We start from the raw sequence: 22,771 nt of genomic DNA on the forward strand, positions 1-22,771 counted from the left end.
GGCCGCGGCTCACCCGGCCGGCGAGCCCGCCGGGCGGATCGGGACGAGGCAGTCGATCTCGCCCGCACGCCGGTACTGCTCGATGTGCGGGCGACCGGCCATGCGGTACACGCGGTCGGTCTCGTGCACGAGGCCCATCATCCGGCGCCCGCGCAGCGCGTCGAAGCCCGCCTCGAACACCGGCCAGGCCGCCTGGAGGGCCTGCGCGTCGAGCGGCACGTCGCGGCTGAAGACCGGCGCGTCGTCGAGGTCGACCACGTCGATCCGGCCGAGCGCGTGCGTCGCCGGGAAGCCCGTCACGGGGTCCCTCCCGACGCCGCGGCCGCCACGGCCGGCAGGTGCGCCCGCAGCGCCGGCGCGAGCGTGCCGCGGTCCACTACCCCCACGCGCTCCAGCCCCTGCCACGCGGCGGCGCGCTCGAGCAGCGGCGCGATGCGCTCGGCGACCGTCGCGGGATCGTGCCGTCCCTCGATCCACGACGCCTGCACGCGCAGCAGGCCCGCCTGCCGGTCGCTCTTGAGGTCCACCCGGGCGACGATCTCGTCGTCGACCAGCACCGGCAGCACGTAGTAGCCGTGCACGCGCTGCGCCGCCGGCGTGTAGATCTCGATCCGGTAGTGCAGGTCGAAGAGGCGCAGCGCGCGCTCGCGGAACCACACGACGGGGTCGAAGGGGGAGAGCAGGGCCTCGCCGCGGATCCGCCGGGGCAGCCGCGCGTCCCGGTGCAGCCACACGGGCAGCGGCTTCCCGCGCCCCTCCCACCCGGGCACGGTCACGGGCAGCACCTCGCCCGCGTCGGCGAGGTCGCGGAGGGCGCGGTCCGTCGCGGCGCGGGGCAGCCGGTGGTAGTCGCCGAGATCGGCGGCGGTGCCGATGCCGTGCGCGACGGCGGCGCGGCGCACGAGCTCGCGCACGGCGTCCTCCTCCGGCACCTCGCGCTCGCGCACCGCGGCCGGCAGCACGTCCTCCGCGAGCCCGTAGACCCGCTCGAACCCGCGCCGCCCGGCGCTCGCGATCTCGCCCCACGCGAACATCGCCTCCAGTGCCCGCTTCACGTCCGACCAGCCCCACCACGGACCCGTGCGGACGTTGGACTCGTGCTCGATCGCGCTCGCGGGCACCGGCCCCGTACGGGCGAGCTCGGCCCGCACCTCCGCGATCAGCGGTGCGTGCTCGAGAGCCCAGGATCCCGGTCGCGTGCGTCGTTCGCGCTCCGCCTCCATCCGCCATCCGAACAGCGGCAGGTCGTCGACGGGGAGCACGGCGGCCTGGTGCGCCCAGTACTCGGTGTACGCGCCGCCGCCGCCGAACAGCATCCGGTCGAGCGCCGCGCGGTCGTACGGCCCGACGCGGGCGAGCACGGGCAGGTGGTGGCTGCGCTCGAAGACGTTGACGGAGTCGATCTGCAGCAGGCCGAGGCGCCGGATCTCCGCGGCCAGGCGACGCGTGCCCGCCGCGTCGGCGAGCGGCCGGCCGAGCCCCTGCGCCGCCAGGGCCACGCGTCGGGCGAGGGCGGGGGAGACGGTGTCGACCATGCTGCGACGCTAGCGGCGACCCCCGACCGGGCGGCAGGGGCGGGCGGCACCGGCCCGGCGGGGAGCGGCCGCACGGGAACCCCGTCCTAGACTCCCAGCATGATCTTCGGCCAGCGATCCCGTGCGCGCGCCGCGGCAGCCGCCCGCGCGGCCGAGCGGCCCGCCGAGCCCGACATCGACTCCGTCCAGCCCGTCGCGCGCACCGTCGCCGAGACGGTGCCGCCCGGCATGGTCATCGCGGGCGCGTGGGCCTGGCGGCTGCTCCTCATCCTCGGCGTGCTCGGGGTCGTCGCGTGGCTCGTGATCCAGCTGGAGTACGTGGTCATCCCGCTGTTCCTCGCCATCGTCCTCGCGGCCCTGCTCGTGCCCATCTCCCAGTGGATGCAGCGCCACCACGTGCCCAAGTGGCTGGCCGTGGCGATCTCCGAGATCGGCGTCATCGTCGCGGTCGGCGCCCTCGTCTACCTCGTGACGACGCAGATCATCGGCCAGTACGACTCCCTCCGCGCGCAGACCCTCACGCGCTACGCCGACCTCCGCGGCTTCCTCACCGACGGGCCGCTCCAGCTGTCCGAGCAGCAGCTCAACGACGCGTACGCGCAGGCGGTCGACGCCGTGCAGCGGGACGCGGGGGCGCTCCTCAGCGGCGCCCTCTCCGTCACGTCGTCGCTCGGCCACGTGCTCACGGGCGTGCTGCTCGTGCTGTTCTCGACGCTCTTCATCCTCATCGACGGCGCGGGCATGTGGCGCTGGGTCGTGCGGCTCTTCCCGCGGCTCGCGCGTCCCGCGGTCGACGGCGCGGGCAAGGCCGGCTGGACCACTCTGCAGAACTTCGTGAAGGTGCAGGTGCTCGTCGCGCTCATCGACGCGGTCGGCATCGCCGGGGGCGCCGCGATCATCGGGGTGCCGCTCGCGATCCCCATCGGCGTGCTCGTGTTCCTCGGCTCGTTCATCCCGATCGTCGGCGCGGTCGTCACGGGCACGCTCGCCGTGTTCGTGGCGCTCGTCTACAACGGTCTGACGCAGGCGCTCATCATGGTCGTGATCGTGTTGGCCGTGCAGCAGATCGAGGGGCACATCCTGCAGCCGCTCATCATGGGGTCGGTCGTCAAGGTGCACCCCCTCGCGGTCGTGCTCTCCGTCGCGGCAGGCGGCATGGTCGGCGGCATCGCCGGCACGTTCTTCGCCGTGCCGCTCGTCGCCACCCTCAACTCCATGGCCAAGCACGTCGCCAGCGGGGCGTGGCGCGGGCAACCCGAGCCGCCGCCTCCCGCGGTCCCCGCCGACGCCGCGCACGCCACCCGCCGCCCGAACCCGAGGAAGCCCACCCGATGACCGACGCCGCACCCGCCCGGACCCCCGCCGAAGAGGCCGCCGCCGCGCCGCACGCCGACCTGCCGCACCTGCGCGCCGTCGGCGACGAGCTCGACCCGTCGCAGCTGGGGGAGGACGTCGCGGCGCTCGCCGGGGAGCTGCCCCGGGGATCCGCGCCCACGCTCGCGCGCATCGAGGCCGCGCGAGAGGTCGTCAGCCGCGTCGCCGAGGTCACGCCCATGGAGTCCTCCCGGTTCCTCGCGGAGATCCTCGGCAGCCCCGTGCACCTCAAGTGCGAGAACCTCCAGCGCACCGGGTCCTACAAGATCCGCGGCGCCTACAACCGGATCTCGCGCCTCACCGACGAGGAGAAGGCGCGCGGCGTCGTGGCGGCCTCGGCCGGCAACCACGCGCAGGGCGTCGCGTTCGCGGCGCGCGAGCTCGGGATCCGCGCCACGATCTTCATGCCCACGGGCGTCGCGCTCCCGAAGCTGCAGGCCACGCGCCAGTACGGCGCCGAGGTCATCCTCCGGGGGCACACGGTCGCCGAGCCGCTGCTCGCCGCCGCCGAGTTCGCCGCGCAGACGGGCGCCGTGCTCATCCCGCCGTTCGACCACGAGGACGTCATCACGGGCCAGGCCACGCTCGGCCTCGAGATCCTCGACCAGACGCCCGACGTCGAGACGGTCGTCGTCCCGATCGGCGGCGGCGGGCTCATCTCCGGCGTCGCGACCGCGCTCAAGCTCCGCGCCGCCGAGGAGGGCCGCACGATCCGCGTCATCGGCGTGCAGGCGCGGAACGCCGCCGCCTACCCGCCGTCCCTGGCCGCGGGCCGCGCGACCGAGATCGAGATCACGCCCACGATCGCCGACGGCATCGCGGTCGCGAAGCCGGGCCTGCTGAACTTCGACATCATCCGCGAGAGCGTCGACGAGGTCGTCACGGTCGAGGACGACGACACCGCGCGCGCCCTGCTCCTGCTGCTCGAGCGCGCCAAGCTCGTGGTCGAGCCCGCGGGCGCCGTCGGCGTCGCGGCGCTCCTCGCCGGTCTGGTGAAGGACGCCGGCCGCACCGTCGTGATCCTCTCCGGCGGCAACATCGACCCGCTCATGATGGAGCGCGTCATCAGCCGCGGCCTCGCCGCGAGTGACCGCTACGTGAAGCTGCGGATCATGCTGCCCGACCGCCCGGGCCAGCTCGCGCGCACCTCGCAGGTCATCTCGGAGGCGAACGCGAACGTCGTCGAGGTGCTGCACACGCGCCACGGCCGCGGGCTGCAGATCAGCGAGGTCGAGCTCGAGGTGAGCGTGGAGACGCGCGGACCCGAGCACACGGGCGAGGTCGTCCAGCGCCTCCGCGAGGCCGGCTACGACCCGCGCCTCCAGCGCGACTGACGCCCCGGCCGGTAGCCCGGACCACGAGAGAGGGGACGCGGACCGTGCGGTCCGCGTCCCCTCTCGTCGTGCGGGCGCGCGCTACGGCGTGTAGTTCTCCACGGCCTGGATCTCGACCGGGATCTCGCGGCCGTTCGGCGCGATGTACGCGCCCTTCTGCCCGACCTCCCAGCCGATGATCGCGGCGCCGAGCGGCGACTGCTCGCTGTAGACGTCGAGGTCGCTGTCGCCCGCGATCTCGCGGTTGCCGAGCAGGAACTTGGTCTCGTCGCCCGCGATGAGCGCGGTGACGACCGTGCCGGGCTCCACGACGCCGTGGCTCTCCGGGGCGTCGCCGACCTCGGCCGTCCGCAGCAGCTGGGTGAGCTGGCGGATGCGGGCCTCGATCTTGCCCTGTTCCTCCTTGGCGGCGTGGTAGCCGCCGTTCTCCTTGAGGTCGCCCTCCTCGCGGGCGATCTCGATCTTCTTCGCGATCTCCTCGCGGCCCTGCACGCTGAGGGTGTCGAGCTCCCTGCTGAGGCGGTCGAACGCCTCCTGGGTCAGCCAGGTGACTGCCTGCTCCTGCGCCACGATGGACTCCTTGCACTCGCACGGACGCCCCGACGGAACCGTCGAGGCGAATCCCCCACTCTAGGCGGGCCAGCAGCTGTGGATCAACCCGGTCACCGCGGGACCGGTGGTGCGGAGGCGCACCGTCTCCATGCGCTCGAACCCGTCCTGCGCCGGCAGCTCGACGACCTTCCAGCCGACGATGGAGCGCTGCTCGTCCTGCGCCTGCACCGCGCAGAAGGCCTGGGTGCCGGCGGGCATGACGACGGAGAACGTGACGTCGATGGTGCGGTCGTCGACGATGTCGAACGCGCGGTCGGTGGCGTCGATGGATCCCGACGCCTGGTCGAGACCGGCCCACAGCACCCACGCGCCGAACACCAGCGCGACGAGGCAGCCGGCCGTGCCGTACAGCCAGCGCTGGCGGATGCGGGCGGGTCGGGTGCGGCCGTACCGCTCGTCGAGCGCGGGCGTCGATCGGGGCGCGACGACGCGGTGCTCGACGGTCTCGTCGTCGTCCGCGTGCAGGCCCGCGGGTGCGGGGGAGCGGGACTCGGTCGTCACGGCGATCTCCTCACACGCACCTTGTACTCTATGGATCCAGACTACCTTCCCCACCCTTGGAGCCCCGTGACCCTGCGCCTCATGGCCGTGCACGCCCACCCCGACGACGAGTCCAGCAAGGGCGCGGCGACCTACACCCACTACACGCACCAGGGCGCCGAGATCATGGTCGTCAGCTGCACGGGCGGCGAGGCGGGCGACATCCTCAACGAGGGCCTCGCCGAGCGCGCGATGGCCGAGCGCGACCTGCCGGGTCTCCGCCGCATCGAGATGGCGCGCGCGCAGGCCGTCATGGGCGTGCAGCACCGCTGGCTGGGCTACGTCGACTCGGGCATGGCGCGCGAGGACGGCTCGCTGCCGCCCGCGGCCTTCGCGAGCATCCCGGTGGAGGTGTCGGCCGAGCCGCTCATCCGCCTCGTGCGCGCGTTCCGGCCGCACGTGCTCGTGGCCTACGACGAGAACGGCGGCTACCCGCACCCCGACCACATCCAGGCGCACGTGATCGCGATGGAGGCCTGGCGCGAGTCCGGCGTCGCCGGCTCCTACCCCGACGCCGGCGAGCCGTGGGAGATCTCCAAGCTCTACTTCGACCGGATCTTCAACGGCGCCAAGCTCCGCGCCGTGCGCGAGCACCTGGTCGCCACCGACGCGGCCCCCGAGATGCTCGAGGCCGTGGACGAGATGCTCGGCTGGATGGGCGACCGGCCCGACCTCGCCACCACGCACGTCCACGTCGCCGACCACTTCGAGGCCCGCGACCGCGCGCTCCTCTCCCACGCGAGCCAGGTCGCGCCCGACAGCACGTTCTTCCGCTGGCCGCGAGACCTGCAGCAGCGGGCGTGGCCGTTCGAGGACTTCCAGCTCGTGGAGTCGCGCGTCGACGCGCCGGACGAGGAGCACGACCTCTTCGCCGGCATCGTCGACGAGGACGAGGCGGCCCGCGCGTGAGGGGCGCCGACCTCGCCCTCCGTCTCGCGACCGCCGTCACCACGACGCCGAGCCCCACGCCGACCGCGGAGTTCGACCCCGACACCGTCTCGCCCGGCCCCATCGGCTTCATCGCGATCTTCTTCGTCGCCGTGGTGGTGCTGCTGCTCATGGTCGACATGACCCGCCGGATCCGCCGCACGCGCTACCGCGAGGAGATCCGCGGCCGGCTCGAGGCGGAGAAGCTCGAGGCCGACCTCGCGCGCGACGCGGCGCCGGAGCGCGACATCCGCATGCCGGGCCCGACGGCCGCGGACGACGACGGCACCGCGGATCCGGACGATCCCGCAGGTCCGCCGCGCGGCTGAGCGACGCCCCTCCCGCCGACGGCCGGCGTCCCCCATAGGGGGGACGCCGGCCGTCGCGCGTCCGCCCGCCCGCCACCCCTTCGTCGTCCGTCGTTAACCCACCCTCCTTAGCTTTGCCAGGCACGAAGGGAACGTTCCCTCCTCGTGTCGCCAGAGGAGGTCGGACATGACGCACGCCCCCGCGCCCGCCCGGATCGCACCACCGCCCGGAGCGGTGTCCTCGACGGTCCCCGAGGCCGCCACGCGCCCCGCCGCCGACCCGCGGTCGCGCCGTCGCCGCCCAGGGCGACTCCGCGACGGGCTCCTCTTCCTCGCCTTCGTCGGCCCGAACGTGCTGCTGCTCGCGGTCTTCACGTACAAGCCACTGCTCGAGTCCTTCTACTACTCGACGCTCCAGTGGAACATCGGCTCCTCCGTGGCCCGCGAGGTCGGCCTGACCAACTACGTCGCGTGGTTCCAGGATCCGCAGACCCCCACGGTCGTCTCCGTGACAGTGATCTTCACGGGCGTCACGGTCGTCGGCTCGATGGTGCTGGGGCTTGGCGTGGCCGTGCTGCTCAACCGCAGGATCCGGCTGCGCGGCCCCGTGCGCACCATCATCGTCGCGCCGTACGTGCTCTCCGGCGTCGCCGTCGGGTTCCTCTGGCTCTACGTCTTCGACCCGAACTTCGGCCTGATCTCCGCGGGGCTCCAGCTCGTCGGCCTCCCGTCGCCCGCCTGGTACAGCGACCCGGGCGCCGCCCTCGCGATGGTCACGACCGTGCAGGTGTGGCGCGACCTCGGCTACTGCGCCCTCATCTACCTCGCGGGCCTCCAGGCCGTGCCGAAGGACCTGCTCGACGCCGCGGCCCTCGACGGCGCCGGCCAGATCCGCACCTTCCTCCGCGTGGTGCTGCCGCTGCTCAGCCCGACCACGTTCTTCCTCAGCGTGACCACCCTGCTGAGCTCGCTGCAGACCTTCGACCTCATCAGCGCCATGACCAAGGGCGGGCCGCTGCAGGGGACCACCACGATGATGTACCAGATCTACCACGAGGGCTTCGTGGCCGGACGGGCCGGCTACTCGTCCGCCGTCGCCACGATCCTGTTCCTCGTCCTGCTCGTCGTCACGCTCGTCCAGCTCGTCGTCGTCCAGCGGAAGGTGCACTACTCGTGACCACGACCCTCGCCCGCCCGGAGCCCGCGGCCGTCCCCTCGGGTGCGCGCCGCCCGCGTCGCGGCCCCCGTCTGTCCGCGTCGGGTTCCACCCGCCCGTCCCTCGCCGGCACGTACCTCGCGCTCGCCCTCGCCGTGGTCGTCATGCTCCTGCCGCTCGTGTGGATGGTGCTCACGAGCTTCAAGGACTTCGGCGAGATCTACTCGCTGCCGCTCAAGCTCCTGCCGTCGTCCTTCGCGCCGACGAACTACGCGACCGCGTCCGACACGGTGTCCTTCTCGACGCTCGCGACCAACAGCCTCATCAAGACGATCGCGGGCTCCGGCCTCAAGGTGCTGCTCGGCCTGATGACCGCGTACGCGCTGGTCTTCATCCGCGTGCCGTTCAAGAACGTCTGGTTCGGCGTCGTGATCCTCGCGCTCCTCGTGCCGCAGCAGATCGTGATGATCCCGAACTACCAGGTCATCGCGGGCCTCGGCTGGATCAACACCTACCCGGGACTCATCCTCCCCGGCGTCGCCAGCGCGTACGGCACGTTCCTGTTCCGCCAGCACTTCCTCACGCTGCCGGGCTCCGTGCTCGAGGCCGCCGCGATCGACGGGGCCGGTCACCTCCGCCGCCTGTGGTCGTTCGTGATCCCCATGTCGGGCCCCACGATCGCCGCCGTCGCGCTGGTCTCCATCGTCGGCGAGTGGAACGACTACCTCTGGCCGCTGCTGGTCACCACCGACCCGCACATGATGACGCTCCCCGTCGGCCTCACCCTGCTGCAGGACACCACGGGCATCACCAACTGGGGCGTGCTCATGGCGGGCACCGTCATCGTCACGATCCCGGTGCTCGCGGTCTTCCTCGTCTTCCAGCGGCGCATCGTCGGCGGTCTCACCGCCGGCGCCGTGACCGGCTGACGCGCCTCTCCCTCCCGCCTCATGCCTCCCCGCTCGACCCGCATCCCGAACCCAGGAGAACCATGCCCATCGACCCCCGCTCGGCCCTCGGCGGCTTCGCCGCCCGCCCGTTCGACCGCCGCAGCGTGCTGAAGCTCGGCGCCGTCCTCGGCGGCACCGCGATGCTCGCCGCCTGCTCCGGTCCGTCGGTCGGCGGCGACACGGCGGCCAGCGCGGCCCCCGACACCGACTGGGATGGGATCCAGCCCGCGACGGACATCACCTGGTGGACCACGCACCCCGGCCAGACCTCCGACCTCGAGGCCCAGTTCGCCGCGGACTTCCTCGCGAAGACCGGCATCACCGTGAACGTGGTGACGGGCGGCGCGAGCTACGACGAGATCGCGCAGAAGCTGCAGGCGGCCGCGGGCACCGACAGCATGCCCGACATGGTGAACGCCAGCGACACCTGGTGGTTCCGCTACATGGTCAACAAGCAGTCGATCGCGATGGACGGCCTCATGTCGCACCTCGGCTTCGAGCTCGACGACTTCAACAAGGTGTTCCTCGACGACTACCTCTACGACGGCGCGCGCTTCGCGGTGCCGTACGCCCGCTCGACGCCGATCTTCTACTACGACAAGTCGATCTGGCAGAAGGCCGGCCTCCCGGACCGCGCGCCCGACACCTGGGCCGAGCTCGAGGAGTGGGCGCCCGCGATAATGAAGGCGACCGGCGGCAACCCCGCGGTGCGCCTGCCGCAGGGATCCATCGGCACCTGGGCGATGAGCAACGTCCTCTGGGGTCGCGGCGGCCAGTACTCCGACGGCTGGGACCTGGAGCTCGACCAGCCCGAGACGCTCGAGGCGGCCGGCTACGCGCGCGGCCTCGTCTTCGACTCGAAGATCGCGAACGTGGCGGCGGCCAGCGGCGACACCGCGGTCGACTTCGCGGGCGGGCTCGCGCCGTGCACCATCGCCTCGGCGGGCGCGGTCGGCATCGTCACCGCGAGCGCGAAGTTCCCCATCGGCACGGGCGTGCTGCCGGGCGGCCCCCAGGGCCAGTTCGTCCCCACGGGCGGCACGGGCCTCGCCGTCATCGGGAGCAAGACCAAGGAGCAGCAGCTCGCGGCGGCCATGTTCATCAAGCACCTGACCGAGGTGGACCAGCAGGTCGCCCTGGCGAAGAAGACCGGCTACGCGCCCTCCCGCACCTCGGCGGGCGAGTCGTCCGACCTCACGGGCTTCTGGGCCTCGAACCCGGCCTTCCGCACCGTGTACGACAGCCTCGAGCACGTGCGCTCGCAGGACTGGGCGCGCACGCTGATCCCGAACGGCGACACCTACCTGCAGCAGCCCTGGTCGCAGATCCTCACGCAGGACGCGGACCCGGCCGCCGTGTTCTCGGCCGCCGCGACGCAGCTCACGAGCGCCTACACGGAGAACGTGCAGCCGTACCTGTAGCGGGCGCCCGACGCACCCGCCCGGTCAGACGACGGGCGGGTGCGTCGCCACCAGCAGGATCCCCGTCCAGTGGCAGAGGAACGCCACCAGGGTGAACGCGTGGAAGATCTCGTGGAAGCCGAAGCGGCCGGGCCAGGGGTTCGGCCGCTTCAGCGCGTAGGCGACCGCGCCGACCGTGTACGCGAGGCCGCCCGCGAGGATGAGCGTCATCATCGCGGCGTCGGCGCGGAAGAAGTCGACGATGAACACGAGCGACGCGTACCCGAGCACGAGGTACAGCAGCACGTAGAGCCAGCGCGGGGCGTGGATCCAGAGCACGCGGAAGAGCACGCCGATCGCCGCGCCCGACCACACGAGCCAGAGCAGCAGCACCGACTTGTCGTGCGGCAGCGCCAGCACCGTGATGGGCGTGTACGAGCCCGCGATGAGCAGGAAGATGTTGGCGTGGTCCATCCGCTTGAGCAGGATCTTCGCCCGCGGCGACCAGTCGAACCGGTGGTAGACGGCCGAGACGCCGAACAGCAGCAGCGACGACGCGACGAAGACGGCGCAGGCGATCTTCGCCGCGGCCCCGTCGGCGACCGCGATGAGGACGATCCCGAGCACGAGCGCCACCGGGGTCATGCCCGCGTGCAACCAGCCGCGCCAGGTGGGCTTCGGCTCGGGTCCGACGTCCTGCGCGTCCTCGACGAGCGGGAGGTGGGCGACGTGCTCGCCGTCCGCCCGTGCCTCGCCATCCGGGGTGCCGAGCGGTCCGGTGGATGGGGCGTCGCGCGTCATCCTGCGAGTGTAGGACAGCCGTCCACGACGTCGGCCGGGCGGGCGATCCGGGCGCGCGGGCAGGTGGGATAGCGTGGCCTCCGTGCGAGAGAAGCCGATCCGACCGTGGCGCGGTCTGCTCTACCGGGCGTACCAGAAGCGCATCCGCCGCGGCCTCGACCGGAACGCCCTCCCGCACCACATCGCGATGATCCTCGACGGCAACCGCCGCTGGGCCCGCCAGCTCGGGCTCGAGTCCGCGGCGCACGGGCACCGCGCGGGAGCGGCCAAGTTCCTCGAGTTCCTCGAGTGGTGCGACGACCTCGACATCAAGGTCACCACCCTGTACCTGCTCTCCACCGACAACCTCACGGGCCGGAGCAGCGCCGAGCTCACGGCGCTCATCGACATCATCGGCGAGCTCGCGGAGGACCTCTCCCGGCACCGCGACTGGCGCGTCAAGCACGTCGGATCCGACGAGGGCCTGCCGCCCGAGCTCATCGCCCGGCTCGACGCCTCCGAGGAGCGCTCGAAGGGCAACGCCGGGCTCCACATCAACCTGGCCGTCGGCTACGGCGGGCGCACCGAGATCGCCGACGCCATGCGCAGCATCGTGCAGCAGCACCACCTGGCCGGCGGCACCCTGGAGGACCTCGCGGCGCTCCTCACGCCCGACCTCATCGGCGAGCACCTCTACACGAGCGGGCAGCCGGATCCGGACCTCGTGATCCGCACCTCGGGCGAGCAGCGCATCAGCGACTTCATGCTGTGGCAGTCGGCCCACAGCGAGCTCTACTTCATGGAGGCGCTGGGGCCCGACCTCCGCGAGGTCGACTTCCTCCGGGCCCTGCGCGACTACTCCTCCCGCCAGCGCCGCTTCGGCTCCTGACGCCCTCGATCCGGGCTGCGGACGCGCTCGGTCGGCCGCGCCGGGCAAGAGTTCATGTCCACGACACATCCGGACCCGCGTCGCTCTGGTCATGTCGGCGGTGCGCGACGTAGGTTCGCACTCATCGGGCATGGCGCCCGATCGAGAGGGCCGCAGGATCTCTTCTCGCCACCGTGGCCCGATCGCCGTCAGGATCCGAGCGCGACCGCTCGGGGATGGAGTGGCCCGTGGCCCCGATGGACAGCCAGAGCAGCACCGCACGACGCGCGAGCCGGGGGGAGGGGACGCCGCAGGCCGAGCGCACGTACGTGCTCGACACCTCCGTCCTCCTGTCCGACCCGCGTGCGCTCTTCCGCTTCGCCGAGCACGCGGTGGTGATCCCGGTCATCGTCATCACCGAGCTCGAGGCGAAGCGGAACGACCCGGAGATCGGGTACTTCGCGCGGCAGGCCCTCCGCCTCCTCGACCAGCTCCGCGAGGAGCACGAGCGGCTCGACTTCCCCATCGAGGTGGGCGAGGCCGGCGGCACGCTGCGGGTCGAGCTCAACCACTCGAGCATGTCGGGCCTCCCGAACGGCCTGCAGCTCGGGGACAACGACTCCCGGATCCTCGCCGTCGCGCTCAACCTGTCGACCGAGGGCCTCGCGGTCACGGTCGTCTCGAAGGACATGCCGCTGCGCGTGAAGGCCGCCTCCATCGGCCTGCAGGCGGAGGAGTACCGCGCCGAGCTCGCCGTGGACAGCGGCTGGACCGGCATGGCCGACGTCACCCTCTCCAGCGAGCAGATGGCCGACCTCTACGACGGCGAGTCGCTGCAGACGCGCGTCGTGCAGGACCTGCCCGTGAACACGGGCGTCGTGCTGCACTCCGACCGCGGATCCGCCCTCGGGCGCGTCGTCCGCCGCGGCACCGTCAACCTGGTGCGCGGCGACCGCGAGGTGTTCGGCCTCAAGGGCCGCTCGGCGGAGCAGCGGCTCGCGATCGACCTGCTCCTCGACCGCGAGGTGGGGATCGTGTCCCTCGGCGGCAGCGCCGGCACCGGCAAGTCCGCGCTCGCCCTCTGCGCCGCGCTCGAGGCCGTGCTGGAGAAGCAGCAGCACCGCAAGATCATGGTGTTCCGGCCGCTGTACGCGGTGGGCGGCCAGGAGCTCGGCTACCTGCCGGGCGACGCCACCGAGAAGATGAACCCGTGGGCGCAGGCCGTGTTCGACACGCTCGGCTCCGTCGTCTCGCAGAACGTCATGGACGAGGTGGTGGAGCGGGGGATCCTCGAGGTGCTGCCGCTCACCCACATCCGCGGGCGCTCGCTGCACGACGCGTTCGTGATCGTCGACGAGGCCCAGTCGCTGGAGCGGAACGTGCTGCTCACGGTGCTCAGCCGCATCGGCCAGAACTCGCGCGTGGTGCTCACGCACGACGTGGCGCAGCGCGACAACCTCCGCGTCGGCCGGCACGACGGCGTCGCGAGCGTCATCGAGACGCTCAAGGGGCACGAGCTGTTCGGGCACATCACGCTCACCCGCTCGGAGCGGAGCGCGATCGCGGCGCTCGTGACGGGTCTGCTCGACGGCGACCCCGTCTGATCCACCTGCCCCGCGCAAGACGACGGGCGCCGGTCCCCGGGGGATCGGTGCCCGTCGGCGTCTGTGTCGGTGTCGGTGCGGCTAGCGGTCGAGCCGGGCGAGGATCTTCCGGCGTCGGCGGTGCAGCCTCCACCAGCTCAGCGAGTGGCGCACCTGGATCTTCCCGAGCTCCGCCAGCCCGGGGAGGCCCTCCTCGGCCAGCCGTGCCTCGACGGCTGCCTTGTCATCGCGGTCTGCCGCCTCGATGATCGCGTTGGCCCGTGTCACCCGCTCCGACGACAGCGGGTGCGCGGCGATGGCCGCTTCCGCCGTCGCGAGGTCACTCGACCGTCGTCCCGGGGTCTCGTCGTGAGTCATGCGCAAACCCTTCTACTTGCCTCGGATGCATGCAAGGGCAGCCCTGCCCAGAGCGGAGGGCAGGGATCCCGGCGTCCCTGTCGCGATGATGTTGGCGATCTGGGGGCCGTTGAGGCCGATGCCCGCCAGACACCTCAGCACGGCGGGCGCGAACCACACGGGGTCGGCGACCACCGGGTAGGCCACGTCGTGCGTCGACGTGCGGTCGACGTGCTGCGTCAAGGTGGCCCCCTCCACCGAGTAGCGGGTCGGGACGGCATCGCCGTCCGCGTCCATCGCCCACGCCTGCCCGATGAGCAGGGCGGCGCTGCCGTCGGCGTCGAGGACCGCGGCTCCTTCACCGATCAGGGCGAGCTCCTGCCCGGGCTGCAGCGACACGTCGTAGGAGTACGTGCTGGGCGCGTGCGCGTCGGCGACGGTCGTGAGCATCTGCACGCCGACGTCCGAGACGATGACGGAGTTCGCGCTCGCCTGTCCCGGGAACACGACGGTCCCCTCGTCGAGGACGACCGGGGCGGCGGCTGCGTCCGCCCCGGGGAGGTCCACGCGGAGCCGGTCGCCGTTGCCGTCGGTGACGGTGATGCCGTCGGAGAGATCAGTGGGGATCGTCACGGCTTCCGTGCCCGCCCGCATCTCTCCGATGCTGCTCGCTGAGGGCTCGTGCAGGAGCGTCGGGTCCGAGCGCTCGACGTTGGCCAGCGACCCGGAAACCAGCTCGATCGAGGCGCTCGCCGGGTCGACCGTCCGGGCGGACGCGCTCGCAGGCGCCGCCAGCGCGGTGACCGCGAGGACGCTCGCCACGCACATGGCGGTCGATCGCGATCTGCCTGAAAAGACGGGATATTTCATTGCACACTCCTTCGTGTGTCGGTGGAAATGCATGGGAGTCGATCTTGGGGGAGCCTATGGTCACTCTTCTCCTCATGCGAGGAATTGGGAGTGCATGCTCAGGCTTCCCGCAGATGCGTCCTCCGTGCCTGATCGGATTCACGAAGGTGGAATGCTTCGTCACCGGCACAGGGCTGTGATCATGCCGATGAGGCCGCTATCTCCACGATGGCGCTGGGCATCGTCTGTCCCCGACGGCGCACATGTCGGGCTTTTTCTGTTGCGACTAGGCGCTTCTTCGGGATCATGGATCCCCCAAAGGGATGAAATGCGGGAATGCTCGCCCGCGCCCATCGTGGATATCTGAGCGGCGCCAGTCGGCATATCGGGTGACAGGTATGGCCCGGCGTCGGCGGCCTCGTCGCCATGGAGGGATTCCGCTGTACGTGCTTCGCTGGCTCTCCGGTGGGCGGCCCTGAGATCCGCCGGGACGTTCGCACCAAAGCCACGCGTAGGCGACGATTCGTAGTCCGTGTTCTGCGCGCACGACGACGGGCGCCGGCCCCCGAGGGGATCGGCGCCCGTCGGCGTCGGTGCGGAGCGGCGGCCTACAGGCCGGGCGCCGTCATCCGCAGCACGTCGAGGCCCTGGTCGAGCTGCTCCTCGGTGATCTCGCCGCGCTCGACGTAGCCGAGGTCGACGACGGCCTCGCGCACGGTCATCTTCTGCGCGACCGAGTGCTTGGCGATCTTCGCCGCGGCCTCGTAGCCGATGATGCGGTTCAGCGGCGTGACGATGGACGGCGACGATTCCGCGAGCGCCCGCGCGTGCTCCTCGTTGACGCGCAGGCCGTCGACGGTCTTGTCGGCGAGCAGGCGCGTGGAGGAGGCGAGGATGCGGATCGACTCGAGCAGCGACGAGCCCATGACGGGGATCGCGACGTTGAGCTCGAACAGGCCCGACGCGCCCGCCCACGCGACCGTGGCGTCGTTGCCGATGACGCGCGCGCACACCATGAGCACGGCCTCGGGGATGACCGGGTTGACCTTGCCGGGCATGATCGACGACCCGGGCTGCAGGTCGGGGATGTGCAGCTCGCCGAGGCCGGTGTTCGGGCCCGAGCCCATCCAGCGGATGTCGTTGCAGATCTTCGTGAGGCTCACCGCGAGGGTGCGCAGCGCGCCGGACGCGTCGACGAGGCCGTCGCGCGCGCCCTGCGCCTCGAAGTGGTCGAGCGCCTCGGTGACGGGCAGGCCGGTGTCGTCCGCCAGCACCTCGATGACCTTCTGCGGGAAGCCGACCGGGGTGTTGATGCCGGTTCCGGTGGCCGTGCCGCCGAGCGGGACCTCCGCGACGCGGGGGAGCGCGGTGCGCACGCGCTCGATGCCGAGGCGGATCTGGCGCGCGTAGCCGGCGAACTCCTGGCCGAACGTGACGGGCGTCGCGTCCATGAGGTGCGTGCGGCCCGCCTTGACGAGCCCCTTCCACGCCTCGGCCTTGGTCTCGAGGGCCTCGGCGAGGTGCTCGAGGGCGGGGATCAGCTCGGCGAGGAGCGCGCCCGTGACGGCCACGTGCACCGAGGTGGGGAAGACGTCGTTCGACGACTGCGACGCGTTGACGTGGTCGTTCGGGTGCACGGGCTTGCCGAGCGACGCGGTCGCGAGGGCCGCGAGGACCTCGTTCATGTTCATGTTCGAGCTCGTGCCGGAGCCCGTCTGGTACACGTCGATGGGGAAGTGCTCGTGGTGGGATCCGCCCGCGACCTCGTCGGCGGCCGAGACGATGGCGGCCGACACGTCGGCGTCGACGATGCCCATCTCGCCGTTCACGATGGCGGCGGCGCGCTTGATGCGGGCGAGCGCCTGGATCTGCGCGGGCTCGAGACCGCGGCCGGAGATGGGGAAGTTCTCGACGGCGCGCTGCGTCTGCGCGGCGTACAGCGCGGTCCGGGGGACCCGCACCTCGCCCATCGTGTCGTGTTCGATGCGGAAGTCGTCCGTCGTGCCGCTGTCTGATCCGGGGGAAGTGTCGACCACGCTGTTTCTCTCTCCTTCGGGACGGGTGATGCACCGGGCCCCGCGGGCCCGGGTCGCGCGGGTCAGCGCGGGCGGTCCTCTAGCGAGGGATGTCGCCCACGATGACGTCGGGCACCGCGGTGCCCTCGAGGAGCTTGTAGTTGGCGCCGACGATGGCCAGGCTACCGGCCGCGACCCTGTCGGAGATCATCTCGGAGGCCTCCAGCATGCGGGTCACGGTGCCGCGCAGGTGCTGGCGCCCGACCTCGCCCGCGTCGACCTCGCTGGGCACGACGTGGTCGCCCGCGACGCGGTGGACGGCCGGCGCGATGGGGGCGATGAGGTTCGCGATGTGCGGCGGCAGCGCCTCGGCGCCGGGCGCCGCGCTCTCGATGGCGGCGCGCACGGCACCGCACTCGTCGTGCCCGAGCACCACGATGAGCGGCACGCCCAGCACGGCGACGGCGTACTCGAGGCTGCCGAGCACGGAGTCGGAGATGATCTGGCCGGCGTTGCGGATCACGAAGAGGTCGCCGAGGCCCTTGTCGAAGATGATCTCGGCCGCGAGGCGCGAGTCGCTGCAGCCGAACAGCGCGGCCACCGGGCGCTGCACGTGGGCGAGCGCGGCGCGGCGCTCCACGTCCTGGCGCGGGTGCTCGGGGGTGCCGGCGACGAAGCGCGCGTTGCCCTCCACCATCTCGGCCCACACCTGGGCGGGCGCCTGCACGGTGTCCTCCTGCGCGGTCTCGACCTGGTCCGTCATCCCTCGTTCCCCTCTCCCGGTGCGGTGGTGCTGGTGGTGCCGTCGGCGGGTGTCGGCGTCGTGCCGGTCGGGGCGGTGCGCGCGGCGGCGACCGCCTCGATGGCGGTGCGGAGCTCGTTCGCGTCGGCCGTGCCGTAGATCGCGTAGGTGCTGTCGCCGTCGACGGCGCTCGCCGCGAGGACGACGTTGCCCGGGTCGTCGGCCTGCGCGTTGTCGTACAGGGTCCACTCGAGGCCGCCGATCTCCTCGGAGCTCACCTCGGGCGCGGACTGCAGCGTCTCGTCGAGCCAGGTGGGGTTCGCGTCGATGCCCTGCGAGATCCCGATGTAGCGGTTGCTCGGCGTGATGAGGCCGACGTACCAGACGGCCACGCCGTCGCGGCCGGCCGGGCGGATCTCCGCGTCGTTGCTCTTCCACGCCGTGGGCAGGTCGGGCACCACGAGCGTCTGCGGGAACCCGCCCTGGGCCTCGGCGGCCGCGGCGCCGTAGTCGACGTCGGGCAGGATCGTGGTGTTCGAGCGGGGGACGAGCGCGACGATCACCGCGACGGTCGCGACCGTGACGATCAGCGAGTAGAGCAGGTTGCGGAACGTCTGCTTGGCGCGGTGGCGGCGGGAGTCGGCGGCCTTGCGGGCGGCGGTCTCCTCGGGCGTCTCCGGTCGGCCGAGCTCGGCGACGACGTTCGGGGTGCGGGGCTTCGCCACGGTCAGCCGGCGTCGGATGCGGCGGTCGTGCGGGCGGCGTCGAGCCGGGCCTTGGCGCCCAGCAGCCACTCCTCGCAGCGGGCCGCGAGAGCCTCGCCGCGCTCCCACAGGGCGATCGACTCCTCGAGCGTGGACGCGCCCTGCTCGAGGTCGTTCACGACCCGCACCAGGGCGTCGCGCGCCTCCTCGTAGCTGAGCTCGGAGACGTCGGGCAGGCGTGCGCCGGTGTCGGCGGGGCTGGTGGGCATGGGGGAGATCCTAGCTTTCGGCGCCGGACGCCGGCCGGGCGCCCGGGGCGGGGGATGCGGGCAGCCGCGCGGCCGACGACGGGATGTCGTCGGTGGGGCCGGTGGAGGTGGCGCCGAGCGCGCCGGCGGCGAGGCGCAGCACGAGGCCGGTGCCGTCGGGTGCGTCCGCGGGGGCGCGGAGGGCGGATCCGTCGGCCGTCTGCACGATCGCGTAACCGCGGTCGAGCACGTGCTGCGGCGAGAGCGTGCGCAGCTGCCGGGACAGCTCGCTCGTCTGCTGCATGCCGCGCTCGACGACGCGGCCGGCGAGCTCCGCGGATCGCGCGATGTAGCGGCCGAGCTCCTCGGCGCGCGAGTCGACGATCCACGCGGTGCTCGTGAGCACCGGGCGCGACCGCAGCTGCTCGATGCGGTCGATCTCGCCGCGCACCTGGCTGGTGAGGCGCATGCCGATGCGGGCGCGCGCCTGCTGCACGCGGGACAGCTCCTCGGAGACGTCGGGCACGACGCGCTTCGCGGCGTCGGTGGGGGTGGACGCGCGGAGGTCGGCCACGTCGTCGAGGAGCGGCCGGTCGGCCTCGTGCCCGATCGCGCTGACGAGCGGGGTGCGGCACGCGGCCGCCGTGCGCACGAGCGTCTCGTCGCTGAAGACGAGGAGGTTCTGGAAGTCGCCGCCGCCGCGCGCGACGACGATGACGTCGACCTCGGGATCCTCGTCGAGCGTCCCGATGGCGCGCGTGACCTCGCCCGCTGCCCGGTCGCCCTGCACCGCGGTGTGCACGACGCGGAAGCGGACGCTCGGCCAGCGCAGCTGCGCGTTGCGGAGCACGTCCTTCTCGGCGTCCGAGTCCTTGCCCGTGATGAGGCCGATGCAGCCGGGCAGGAACGGCAGGCGCCGCTTGCGGTCGGCGTCGAACAGGCCCTCGGCGCGTAGCGTCTGGCGCAGCCGCTCGAGCCGCTCGAGCAGGTCGCCGAGCCCGACGTGGCGCATCTCCAGCACCTGCATCGTGAGCGTGCCGCCCTTGACCCAGTAGTTCGGCTTCACGAGCGCGACGACGCGGGCGCCCTGGCCGAGGTCCGCCGGGATCTTGGATCGCACCGACGACCACACGGTGAAGCTGATGGTGGCGTCGACGTCGAGGTCCTTGAGCTTGCCGTAGACGTTGCCGCCGGATCCGCCCCACTGGGTGATCTCCCCCTCGACCCACGCGGTGCCGAGCCGGTCGATCCAGCCCTTGATCTTCCCGGAGAGCACGGAGACCGGCCAGGGGGCGTCGACCGTCGGGGCGCCGGCTGCCGGCATGGACACGGTGCGCGTCTCGCTCATGGCTCCCCCACTCGTCGCCCAGCACGGGCGCTTAGACTCGGGACTGTGACTCCAGCGACCACTGACCAGCGACTCGTGGGAGCACCCGTCGTCAGCCTGTCGATGCCGCGGATGCCCGGCGTCCGCAACAGGCTCAAGGATAACCCGGTGGCCGGAGCCAAGAAGGTCCTGCTCGCCGCTCCCCGCGGGTACTGCGCCGGCGTCGACCGCGCTGTCGTGGCCGTCGAGAAGGCGCTCGAGCGCTACGGCGCCCCCGTCTACGTGCGGAAGCAGATCGTCCACAACGTGCACGTCGTCTCGACGCTCGAGCGCATGGGCGCGATCTTCGTGGAGGAGGTCGACGAGGTCCCCGAGAACGCCCACGTCGTCTTCAGCGCGCACGGCGTCTCGCCGGCCGTCGTGCAGGGCGCGGCCGACCGCGGCCTCCAGGCCATCGACGCGACCTGCCCCCTCGTCACCAAGGTGCACCGCGAGGCCGTGCGCTTCGCCAAGGCCGACATGCAGATCCTCCTCATCGGCCACGAGGGCCACGAGGAGGTCGAGGGCACCGCGGGCGAGGCGCCCGAGCAGACCATCGTCGTCAACTCCCCGGAGCACGCCGACGTGATCGAGGTGAAGGACCCCGACAACCTCGTCTGGCTCTCGCAGACCACGCTCTCGGTCGACGAGACGATGGAGACGGTCCGGCGCCTCCGCGCCCGCTTCCCCAACCTGCAGGACCCGCCGAGCGACGACATCTGCTACGCCACGCAGAACCGCCAGGTCGCCATCAAGAAGGTCGCGGTCGACGCCGACCTCGTGATCGTCATCGGATCCGCGAACAGCTCGAACTCGGTGCGCCTCGTCGAGGTCGCGCTCGAGTACGGCGCCAAGGCGTCGTACCGCGTCGACTACGCGTCCGAGGTCAAGCAGGAGTGGCTCGACGGCGTGAACACCGTCGGCGTCACGAGCGGCGCGTCCGTGCCCGAGGTCCTCGTGCAGGAGCTGCTCGACGACCTGGCCGACGCCGGCTACGGCGACGTCACCGCGGTCGTCACGGCCGAGGAGGACCTCGTCTTCTCGCTCCCCAAGGAGCTGCGCAAGGACCAGTCCGGCAACACGGACAGCCGCGCCATCGGCGGGCGCACCCGCGCGTGAGCGACGACGACGGCCCGCGCCGTTCCGGCCGGCCGGCCCCGCGCTACGGCGAGTACGCGTCGCCGTCCTCGTCTGGCGACGGCGGCTCGTCCGGGCTGTCCGAGGCGGACGCGCGGATCGTCGCCGAGGCTGCGGAGTACCGCCGTGCGCAAGCCGAGCGGGACGCCCCGGCGACCTCCGGTCGCGGCGGGAAGAAGGCCGCCAAGGGCGCCGCGCCGCAGACCCTCGCCGAGCAGATGGCGGAGGAACGCAAGGCCGCGCGCGAGCGCCAGCAGGCGGAGCGCCGTGAGGCCGAGAAGGCCGCCGCCGACTCCCGTCGTGCCGCGGAGAAGACCGCCGCGACGGAGCGCCGGGACACGCGTCGCGCGCCGACCGCCCGATCCGCCGGCGATGCGGCCGCCGCTCCGGGCAGCCGTCCCGAGCGTCCCGCCTACCTCGCCGGGCAGGAGCCGCGCCGCGCGCCCCGGCGCTTCGACGCGGCCATCACCGTGGGCCTGCTGGCCGCGGGTCTCGTGAACGTCGTCGGCAGCATCGGCGCGAACGCGGATCCGTCGCGGGCCATCAACCAGTCGTACGCGCTGTTCGGCGGCGGCACCTACGAGGTCACGCCGCAGACCTCGGTCATCGGCATCGCCGTCAACGTCGTGAACATCGTCGTCTTCGTGCTCGCCGCGTGGATCTCGCTCGAGCTCGTGAAGCGCAAGCGCGTCGCCTTCTGGGTGCCGATCGTGGGCGCCATCGTCGCCACCGTGGTCACGAGCGTGCTCGTGCTGACGCTGATCGTCCAGGATCCGGCGTTCCAGCAGATCATGTCGAGCCGCGGGCCGTGACGCGCGGCATCTGACGAACGACGGCGGGGCCGGTCCACCAGGACCGGCCCCGCCGTCGTTCGCGTAGCGCGGAGGTGCGTCCCGCTAGCTCTGCGAGTGGCCGTGCGAGCCGAGCTGGCGCGTGGCCTCGACGACGCGGGCGGCCATCGCCGACTCCGCCGTCTTGCCCCAGGCGCGGGGGTCGTACGTCTTCTTGTCGCCGACCTCGCCGTCGACCTTGAGGAAGCCGTCGTAGTTGCGGAGCACCGAGTCGGCGATGGAGCGGCTGAACGCGTACTGCGTGTCGGTGTCGATGTTCATCTTGACGACGCCGTTGCGCACCGCCTCGGCGATCTCGTCGTCGGAGGAGCCGGATCCGCCGTGGAAGACGAGGTCGAACGGCTTCTCGCCCGTGCCGTACTTCGACTGGATGCCGTCCTGGATTTCCTTGAGGAGCGCCGGGCGCAGCTGCACGCCGCCGGGCTTGTACACGCCGTGCACGTTGCCGAAGGTGAGGGCGGCCATGTAGCGGCCCTTGTCGCCGAGGCCGAGGGCCTCGACCGTGGAGATCGCGTCCTCGAGGGTCGTGTAGAGGTGCGAGCCCGTGTCGTGGCTGACCCCGTCCTCCTCGCCGCCGACGACGCCGATCTCGACCTCGAGGATCGCGTTGATGGCCTTCATGCGGGGGAGGAGGTCCGTCGCGATGTCGAGGTTCTCGTTCAGCGGGATGGCCGAGCCGTCCCACATGTGCGACTGGAAGATGGGGTTGCGGCCCGCGCGGACCTCCTCCTCGCTGGCCTCGATCATCGGGATGACGAAGCCGTCGAGGGCGTCCTTCGGGCAGTGGTCGGTGTGCAGAGCGACCGTGATGGGGTAGTTCTTGGCGACCTCGGTGGCGAAGCGCGCGAACGCGAGCGCGCCGGCCGCGCGGTTCTTCACGGTGTGGCCGGAGAAGTAGTCGGCGCCGCCCGTGGTGACCTGGATGATGCCGTCGGATCCCGCGTCGGTGAGGCCCTGGAGGACCGCGTTGATGGTCTGCGACGACGAGACGTTGACCGCCGGGTAGGCGAATCCGCCGGCCTTGGCGCGATCCAGCATCTCGGCGTACTGCTCGGGGGTTGCTACGGGCATGGTGCATCTCCTTCGGCGGATCCACGGCGACGCCGTGCGGCTGTCGCGGGATCCTGATCGGCCG

24 protein-coding genes are annotated in these 22,771 nt (G+C 72.1%); 11 read left to right on the forward strand and 13 right to left on the reverse strand.

The features are described from left to right. Window positions 1–9: 9 nt before the first annotated feature. Window positions 10–300, reverse strand: a complete 291-nt coding sequence (locus B5P21_RS05760) for a hypothetical protein (RefSeq protein ID WP_045528794.1) — start codon at window positions 298–300, stop codon at window positions 10–12. Continuing rightward, window positions 297–1,535, reverse strand: coding sequence for a winged helix-turn-helix domain-containing protein (locus B5P21_RS05765; RefSeq protein ID WP_094170895.1), 1,239 nt, complete (start codon window positions 1,533–1,535; stop codon window positions 297–299). Before B5P21_RS05765 ends, B5P21_RS05760 begins: the two co-directional genes overlap by 4 nt. Window positions 1,536–1,634: 99 nt before the next feature. Between B5P21_RS05765 and B5P21_RS05770 the strand changes: the two genes are divergently transcribed. Both B5P21_RS05770 and ilvA read left to right on the forward strand, forming a co-directional pair. Continuing rightward, complete coding sequence (locus tag B5P21_RS05770; RefSeq protein ID WP_094170896.1) at window positions 1,635–2,870, forward strand: AI-2E family transporter; 1,236 nt, start codon at window positions 1,635–1,637, stop codon at window positions 2,868–2,870. Continuing rightward, window positions 2,867–4,243 carry a threonine ammonia-lyase gene (ilvA, locus tag B5P21_RS05775; RefSeq protein ID WP_045528788.1) on the forward strand — a complete coding sequence of 459 codons (1,377 nt, stop codon included), beginning with the start codon at window positions 2,867–2,869 and terminating at the stop codon, window positions 4,241–4,243. Before B5P21_RS05770 ends, ilvA begins: the two co-directional genes overlap by 4 nt. A gap of 81 nt (window positions 4,244–4,324) precedes the next feature. Here the strand turns inward: ilvA and greA are convergent, their stop codons facing one another. After that, window positions 4,325–4,813, reverse strand: a complete 489-nt coding sequence (greA, locus tag B5P21_RS05780) for a transcription elongation factor GreA (RefSeq protein ID WP_045528786.1) — start codon at window positions 4,811–4,813, stop codon at window positions 4,325–4,327. A 60-nt stretch (window positions 4,814–4,873) separates the two neighbouring features. Further along, window positions 4,874–5,356, reverse strand: coding sequence for a DUF4307 domain-containing protein (locus B5P21_RS05785; protein WP_045528784.1), 483 nt, complete (start codon window positions 5,354–5,356; stop codon window positions 4,874–4,876). A gap of 66 nt (window positions 5,357–5,422) precedes the next feature. On the opposite strand from B5P21_RS05785, the gene mca reads away from it, so the two are divergent. The 5 genes from mca to B5P21_RS05810 all read left to right on the forward strand — a co-directional run bounded on the left by mca (window position 5,423) and on the right by B5P21_RS05810 (window position 10,157). Next, a complete protein-coding gene (mca, locus tag B5P21_RS05790; RefSeq protein ID WP_172457237.1) occupies window positions 5,423–6,304 on the forward strand; it encodes a mycothiol conjugate amidase Mca in 882 nt (293 codons plus the stop codon). Then, window positions 6,301–6,651: a hypothetical protein gene (locus B5P21_RS05795; protein ID WP_045528782.1), complete on the forward strand. Its 351-nt coding sequence runs from the start codon at window positions 6,301–6,303 to the stop codon at window positions 6,649–6,651. Before mca ends, B5P21_RS05795 begins: the two co-directional genes overlap by 4 nt. A gap of 166 nt (window positions 6,652–6,817) precedes the next feature. After that, a complete protein-coding gene (locus B5P21_RS05800) occupies window positions 6,818–7,807 on the forward strand; it encodes a carbohydrate ABC transporter permease (protein ID WP_045528780.1) in 990 nt (329 codons plus the stop codon). Then, on the forward strand, window positions 7,804–8,715 hold the full coding sequence (locus B5P21_RS05805) for a carbohydrate ABC transporter permease (RefSeq protein ID WP_094170897.1): 912 nt from the start codon (window positions 7,804–7,806) through the stop codon (window positions 8,713–8,715). Before B5P21_RS05800 ends, B5P21_RS05805 begins: the two co-directional genes overlap by 4 nt. 62 nt (window positions 8,716–8,777) lie before the next feature. After that, window positions 8,778–10,157, forward strand: coding sequence for an extracellular solute-binding protein (locus B5P21_RS05810; RefSeq protein ID WP_045528777.1), 1,380 nt, complete (start codon window positions 8,778–8,780; stop codon window positions 10,155–10,157). Window positions 10,158–10,181: 24 nt separating this feature from the next. Here B5P21_RS05810 and trhA read toward each other — a convergent pair whose 3' ends face one another. Then, window positions 10,182–10,937 (reverse strand): PAQR family membrane homeostasis protein TrhA, encoded by a 756-nt coding sequence (gene trhA / locus B5P21_RS05815; RefSeq protein WP_094170898.1) that lies wholly within the window; start codon window positions 10,935–10,937, stop codon window positions 10,182–10,184. An 82-nt stretch (window positions 10,938–11,019) separates the two neighbouring features. Here trhA and B5P21_RS05820 point away from each other — a divergent pair, with 82 nt between their 5' ends. Both B5P21_RS05820 and phoH2 read left to right on the forward strand, forming a co-directional pair. Then, entirely contained in the window at window positions 11,020–11,805 is a 786-nt protein-coding gene (locus B5P21_RS05820; protein ID WP_045530416.1) for an isoprenyl transferase, read from the forward strand. Between the two features lie 236 nt (window positions 11,806–12,041). After that, window positions 12,042–13,388: an RNA 5'-3' helicase PhoH2 gene (gene phoH2 / locus B5P21_RS05825; protein ID WP_094171403.1), complete on the forward strand. Its 1,347-nt coding sequence runs from the start codon at window positions 12,042–12,044 to the stop codon at window positions 13,386–13,388. A gap of 81 nt (window positions 13,389–13,469) precedes the next feature. On the opposite strand, the gene B5P21_RS05830 is transcribed toward phoH2, so the two are convergent. From B5P21_RS05830 to xseA, 7 genes are all read right to left on the reverse strand, one after another. Further along, a complete protein-coding gene (locus tag B5P21_RS05830; RefSeq protein WP_045528775.1) occupies window positions 13,470–13,745 on the reverse strand; it encodes a hypothetical protein in 276 nt (91 codons plus the stop codon). Window positions 13,746–13,757: 12 nt separating this feature from the next. Further along, window positions 13,758–14,546: a hypothetical protein gene (locus B5P21_RS05835; protein ID WP_133064169.1), complete on the reverse strand. Its 789-nt coding sequence runs from the start codon at window positions 14,544–14,546 to the stop codon at window positions 13,758–13,760. Window positions 14,547–15,181: 635 nt separating this feature from the next. Then, entirely contained in the window at window positions 15,182–16,609 is a 1,428-nt protein-coding gene (locus tag B5P21_RS05840) for a class II fumarate hydratase (RefSeq protein ID WP_080939321.1), read from the reverse strand. A 79-nt stretch (window positions 16,610–16,688) separates the two neighbouring features. Beyond that, window positions 16,689–17,351, reverse strand: coding sequence for a carbonic anhydrase (locus B5P21_RS05845; RefSeq protein WP_045528773.1), 663 nt, complete (start codon window positions 17,349–17,351; stop codon window positions 16,689–16,691). Then, complete coding sequence (locus B5P21_RS05850) at window positions 17,348–18,055, reverse strand: DUF4245 domain-containing protein (RefSeq protein WP_045528771.1); 708 nt, start codon at window positions 18,053–18,055, stop codon at window positions 17,348–17,350. Before B5P21_RS05850 ends, B5P21_RS05845 begins: the two co-directional genes overlap by 4 nt. 2 nt (window positions 18,056–18,057) lie before the next feature. After that, window positions 18,058–18,303 carry an exodeoxyribonuclease VII small subunit gene (locus tag B5P21_RS05855; RefSeq protein WP_015490867.1) on the reverse strand — a complete coding sequence of 82 codons (246 nt, stop codon included), beginning with the start codon at window positions 18,301–18,303 and terminating at the stop codon, window positions 18,058–18,060. Window positions 18,304–18,313: 10 nt separating this feature from the next. Then, the gene (xseA, locus tag B5P21_RS05860; RefSeq protein ID WP_045528769.1) at window positions 18,314–19,630 is read right to left on the reverse strand and encodes an exodeoxyribonuclease VII large subunit; all 1,317 of its coding nucleotides are present in this window, start codon (window positions 19,628–19,630) and stop codon (window positions 18,314–18,316) included. A 102-nt stretch (window positions 19,631–19,732) separates the two neighbouring features. Between xseA and B5P21_RS05865 the strand changes: the two genes are divergently transcribed. Both B5P21_RS05865 and B5P21_RS05870 read left to right on the forward strand, forming a co-directional pair. Next, on the forward strand, window positions 19,733–20,767 hold the full coding sequence (locus B5P21_RS05865) for a 4-hydroxy-3-methylbut-2-enyl diphosphate reductase (RefSeq protein ID WP_045528767.1): 1,035 nt from the start codon (window positions 19,733–19,735) through the stop codon (window positions 20,765–20,767). Next, window positions 20,764–21,597, forward strand: a complete 834-nt coding sequence (locus B5P21_RS05870; protein WP_045528766.1) for a DUF6264 family protein — start codon at window positions 20,764–20,766, stop codon at window positions 21,595–21,597. The genes B5P21_RS05865 and B5P21_RS05870 overlap by 4 nt, the downstream gene beginning before the upstream one ends. Before the next feature lie 84 nt (window positions 21,598–21,681). On the opposite strand, the gene fbaA is transcribed toward B5P21_RS05870, so the two are convergent. Beyond that, window positions 21,682–22,707, reverse strand: a complete 1,026-nt coding sequence (gene fbaA, locus B5P21_RS05875) for a class II fructose-bisphosphate aldolase (protein WP_045528764.1) — start codon at window positions 22,705–22,707, stop codon at window positions 21,682–21,684. Between the last annotated feature and the right edge of the window lie 64 nt (window positions 22,708–22,771).

Origin of the sequence: Clavibacter michiganensis subsp. insidiosus, from assembly GCF_002240565.1 — a bacterium.
Taxonomy (GTDB): Bacteria; Actinomycetota; Actinomycetes; order Actinomycetales; family Microbacteriaceae; genus Clavibacter; species Clavibacter insidiosus.